Annotated in this window: 4 protein-coding genes and 1 rRNA gene; all 5 read left to right on the top strand. The window is 45.8% G+C overall.

Annotated features, from left to right (window positions below; all coding sequences use genetic code 11):
• Window positions 1-685: 685 nt before the first annotated feature.
• A complete protein-coding gene (locus I8U17_RS18495) occupies window positions 686-949 on the top strand; it encodes a spore germination protein (RefSeq protein ID WP_232331180.1) in 264 nt (87 codons plus the stop codon).
• Window positions 924-2,234 carry a spore germination protein gene (locus I8U17_RS17625; protein ID WP_232331179.1) on the top strand — a complete coding sequence of 437 codons (1,311 nt, stop codon included), beginning with the start codon at window positions 924-926 and terminating at the stop codon, window positions 2,232-2,234. Before I8U17_RS18495 ends, I8U17_RS17625 begins: the two co-directional genes overlap by 26 nt.
• 23 nt (window positions 2,235-2,257) lie before the next feature.
• Entirely contained in the window at window positions 2,258-3,352 is a 1,095-nt protein-coding gene (locus tag I8U17_RS17620; RefSeq protein WP_198056612.1) for a GerAB/ArcD/ProY family transporter, read from the top strand.
• Window positions 3,345-4,535, top strand: coding sequence for a Ger(x)C family spore germination protein (locus I8U17_RS17615; protein WP_198059945.1), 1,191 nt, complete (start codon window positions 3,345-3,347; stop codon window positions 4,533-4,535). Before I8U17_RS17620 ends, I8U17_RS17615 begins: the two co-directional genes overlap by 8 nt.
• Window positions 4,536-4,864: 329 nt before the next feature.
• Window positions 4,865-5,033, top strand: a 16S ribosomal RNA gene (locus tag I8U17_RS17610); the annotation flags it as partial.

Genomic DNA, 5,033 nt, shown 5'->3' with positions numbered 1-5,033 from the left:
CCTCCTTCTCCATCCTTTCCCATCGCCATCTGTTTTTGAGCGTATTTCATTCACTCCGTCGGGAATCCTCGCGGAAATCCTGAGGATGTTCCCCGATGTCCTCCTCGGATTTGCGGATTCCTGCAGAAAGAGAGTGAATTTAATAAATAATCCAACTGATTATTCCCACCTTTTAAGGAAATGAGACTGTGCCAAACAGAAGCAAAGGACCGATGGTCAAATGGATCATGGGACTCAGGCGAAGCGATCGGGGTTTGCTACTGCTCCCTTTTTTGACAGAACCTTTTCGAAGAAGAAAGATTGTTAACCGAACTCAATATGACTTCATGAAGGTAAGCTTTCGGGGGTCAAATCAGATCAATCACATCTTAAAAAATAGAGATGGTTATTTTTTGTACAGCGATTTGAAGTGGTGTGATCCGCTCGGTAGTTACTTTTTTCAACGGAATAAAAAATGCAGAAAGACAGATTTCCGGATAAATGATCGGCCAGTCGCTTTTTTTCCTGCTACTGTATTGGATTCTTCTTTCTGAGCAAATTAATTTATAGGTGATGGATATGTGGGAAACGCTGATACAAAGTTTGCTTCAGCCGCGGATCTTGATTGGAGCGGTCGCCTCTTTCATCATACCGTATGGAATATCCAAACTTTATTACTGGATTCGATCATAAGAGGGAGAATGCCATGATCAAACGCCGGAAACCGAAAAAGACTCTATTGCAAACAAAAAAAAACTCGGATGAGACGCCGTGTTGCTTCCATGAAGATCTCGTTTCCAACCTGTTGATGATCGAAAACGAGATCGGTCAAAACGCTGATCTGAAGATGCGAACATTCCGGCTTGGCTCGACGGATCGCAAAGTCGCCTTGGTTTTTTTGGAAAGCCTGATCGACCGTGGTTTAGTCGAGGATAAAATCATGCATGCAATCTCTAATGTTTGCCTTTGATATCAATCATCCTGACCGAGAGTTATCAGGGGAAGAGGAGCTGTCGGATTTTATTGCCAACCATATCCTGACCATTGAAAACGTGAAAGAAGTTCGTTTTTTCAAAGATTTGCTGATCGAGATCGCCAGAGGAAACACGGCTTTATTTATTGATGGTCTGTCAGTCGCTCTGGTTCTGGGAACGCAGAAGTACCAAACGCGCTCTATTGAGGAACCGATATCGGAAGCTTTGGTTCGCGGCCCGCGATCCGGTTTCAACGAATCGCTTGATGTAAATATCGCCCTGCTCCGCCAGGGTTTGACCACCCCTGATTTAACCCTTATCGAGTATACGTTGGGAAGGCGAACCCGGACAAAACTGGTTGTTGCTTTTATGAAGGGGATTGCCGATCCGGAAATTGTAAGTGAAGTGAAGCAGCGGCTTAACCGGATTGATGTGGATGAAGTGCTTGAATCCGGTTATGTGGAGCAATTGATTGAAGATAACCCGTTTTCTCCTTTTCCGCAGATCCAATATACCGAGCGGCCCGACCGGGTTATCGCTGCCCTGTTGGAAGGGAGAGTAGCCATTTTGTTGGAAGGAACCTCATTTGTGTTGATGGTTCCGACCACTTTCCCCATGTTACTGCAGTCACCAGAGGATTATTATGAACGTTGGATTCCGACCTCCCTTCTTCGTTTGATGCGTTATCTCGCTGCCTATATTTCCTTATTGCTCCCTTCTATATATATCTCGTTCGTTTCCTTTCACCAGGGGTTAATACCGACGAAATTGGCCATCTCCATGGCGCAAACCAGGGAAGGAGTGCCGTTTCCTTCCTTTATTGAAGCGCTGATCATGGAGATTTCCATTGAGATTTTGCGGGAAGCGGGGCTCCGCCTGCCCAAGCCCGTCGGACAAACGGTGGGGTTGGTCGGCGGTTTGGTTGTCGGGGAAGCCGCGGTAAGTGCGGGTATTATCAGCCCGATCATGGTGATTGTTGTCTCCCTCACCGCCATTTCCTCATTTGCCATCCCCAATTACGGCGCCGGGATCGCGCTCAGGCTATTGCGCTTTTTGGCCATGTTTAGCGCCGCGCTGTTCGGTCTCTATGGCGTAATTCTGTTTTTCCTGGCCATTACCATTCATCTGTGCCGATTGGAGAGTTTTGGCGTGCCCTATGTTGCACCGACGATTCCTTACAGTCTTTATGAATGGAAGGATTTTATTATACGCTTTCCTCTGAGAAACATGAAACAGCGCCCAAAAATGATGAACACAAAGAATCCTGTGCGCAAAAAGTAGCGCGTCCAAGGAAGTGGGGCAACTTGATCATCCGTCCAAAAAATCGAATCACCATGCAGGAAGCCGCGATTGTTACTTCTTCTATTATGTTGGGTTCAGGTGTGCTCACATTGCCACGAACCGTAACGGAAAAAACCGGTACGCCAGATGGATGGATCTCCGTGATCTTGAGCGGAATGATTGCCGTGTTGGCGGGAATTATGATGGCCAAGCTAAGTCAACGCTTCCCTGGGCAAACCTATTTTGAATTCAGTCAGCATTTGGTGGGAAAATGGGTCGGCCGTCTGCTCAATTTCCCTCTGGTTGTCTACTTTATTGTTCTGGGAGGGTACGAGATTCGCTCGATGGCTGAGGTCAACAGTCTTTATCTTCTCCCGAGAACACCGACTGCAATAACAATGGTTTTATTCATATGGGTCGGGGTTTATCTGGTTACGGGAGGTTTGACGCCAATCGCCCGTTTATCCAGCCTTCTTCTTCCGATCACGGTTTTGATCTTTCTCATGACTCTGGGTTTAAGCCTGAAAGTTGTCGATTTCAACAATTTACGTCCTGTGATGGGATTTGGCGTCATGCCCGTGATCAAGGGAATCACGCAAACAGTCTTGTCCTTCAGCGGGTTTGAGGTCATTTTGTTTTTGACCGCGTTTATGGAGGATCATCGCCAAGCTGTTAAATCGGTCATCATCGGTATCTCTGTTCCCACATTTTTTTATATCATTATCGTTGCGTTTGCGGTTGCCACATTAGGGCTGGAGGAGACTGCGAGAATCACCAGGCCTACTGTCACCATGATCCGCTCATTTGAAGTTACGGGAGTCATCTTTGAGCGATTTGAGTCTTTTCTGCTGGCAGTATGGATGTTGCAGATTTTCACCACTTACGTGTGTTATCACTATCTCGCCTCAATAGGCTTGTCCAGTATCTTTGGCAAGGAGTTCAAAACATGGACTTACTGGATTTCTCCTTTGATCTATCTGTTCGCAGCCTTGCCGTCCGATATCAATGAGCGCTATTTAATCGGATATATAATGGGGTATGTCCTGCTGGCTTTCATCGGGATCATCATTCCGGTTTTATGGGGAATTACCTGGCCGAAGGGGAAAAAACATGGATAGGAATCACTCTTGGAAACGTCTGTTATTCATCGTTATATCGATTGGGAGCCTGATCACTGTTTCCGGATGCTGGGACAGCCGTGATATTGAAGATATTTCTTTGGAAGTGGCTTCCAGTTTTGACATGGTGGATGATGACACAGTCGGGGAATCCGGGGATGAACAGGGGAAATCGTTTGTGGAGGTTACCATGCAATGTACCGTTCCGCAACAATCTGAAGAAAATGCAGATGGAGGGCAGAAAGGCAAAGCGTATAAAAATATCGTGTCCAGAGGAAGAACTGTGATGGAAGCGATTCGTAAAATGTCGCTGGAAGAGTCACGTCCTCCGTTTGGTCAGCATACAAAGATTGTTCTGATTGGTGAGAAGATGGCACGGTTGATGAATTTGCAGGGGGTGCTGAGTTTATATTTGCACACGTATGAAATCAGACCGAGTGCCAATATCCTGATATCTAAAGGAATAGGCCGCCATCTTTTGGAAGTGACCAGAAACACGGATATTCCCGGTATAAGGTTGCAGAGAATTTATCAAAATCATTATAAGACAAACGGAATATTGCCGCTGTTTACCATTGGCCAAACTGCAAGCAAAATGGCTTCCGATGCCAGTTTTCTCTTGCAGGCGGTCAAATTGGAAAAGGGAAAAGTCTTATTTGATGGCGGTGCTGTCATCAAAGGCAGTTCCAAGCGGCTGATCGGCTTTTTAACCCATGAAGAAGTGGAAGGGTTGAATTGGTTGACCGGACAGGCCAAAGGGATTGTTCAGGTTTTTGATAAGGAAAAGCGACAGAATTTTGCTGTGGAGATCAAATCCATCGAGAGAACCGTCACTCCTTATATAAACGGAAACAAGATCTCGTTTGACGTGAATATCGAAGGAAAGGTGTCCTTATTCGAAACATGGCATATTCCCACGGATCTGCTCAACGAAGATCATGTCAAAAGTCTGGAAAAATTGGTGGAGAATGAGGTTAATCGTCTTGTTCATCTTACTCTGCATAAAATGCAAAAAAAATATAAGGTGGATGTGGCCGATTTCCGTGACCAGTTTCGCATTTCCTATCCAATCCAATGGTTAGAACTGAAAAATAAGTGGGATGATCACTTTAGCAAGGCGCAGATCAATACAAAAGTGAATATCCGAATTCTTGATCATGGGGAAAGAGGGAGAACGATGTAAATTCAGGAGAGAAAGGATGGAGAAGAGGCGGTAAGTCAACCGGACACCGGCCAAGAAGGAAGTTGAAAGTGAATCCGCGCCCCGGTGTCCGTAAAAAAACGATAAAAAAGTGTTGACAATCAAATAAAAGGGTAGTATATTTATTTTCGTCGCTGCTACGACAACATCTTGCAAAAAGCGAGAGAAGAAAACAAAAAAGTTGTTGACAAGCGTGACAGCGATGTGATAGAATATAAATTGTCGTCGTGATAAAAACGGCGGCGACGGAGAGTGTTCCTTGAAAACTAAAGAGTGAAGCATGACCTGTTGATTCTTTTTGAGCTAGATCTTTATCGGAGAGTTTGATCCTGGCTCAGGATGAACGCTGGCGGCGTGCCTAATACATGCAAGTCGTGCGGGGGAAGATCCTTCGGGATCGGATCCAGCGGCGAACGGGTGAGTAACACGTGGGCAACCTGCCCGCAAGACGGGGATAACTCCGGGAAACCGGTGCTAATA

The sequence above is a fragment of the Thermoactinomyces sp. CICC 10521 genome (assembly GCF_016055135.1).
Taxonomy (GTDB): domain Bacteria; phylum Bacillota; class Bacilli; order Thermoactinomycetales; family Thermoactinomycetaceae; genus Thermoactinomyces_A; species Thermoactinomyces_A daqus.
The sequence above is the reverse complement of the archived record's forward strand: the minus strand, read 5'-3'. Positions and strand labels throughout refer to the sequence as shown.

What these genes read in the sequence shown, in the direction of transcription:
- I8U17_RS18495 (WP_232331180.1), top strand. Translation starts at nt 686, where the DNA reads ATGATCAAACGCCGGAAACCGAAAAAGACTCTATTGCAAACAAAAAAA.
- I8U17_RS17625 (WP_232331179.1), top strand. Translation starts at nt 924, where the DNA reads ATGCAATCTCTAATGTTTGCCTTTGATATCAATCATCCTGACCGAGAG.
- I8U17_RS17615 (WP_198059945.1), top strand. Translation starts at nt 3,345, where the DNA reads ATGGATAGGAATCACTCTTGGAAACGTCTGTTATTCATCGTTATATCG.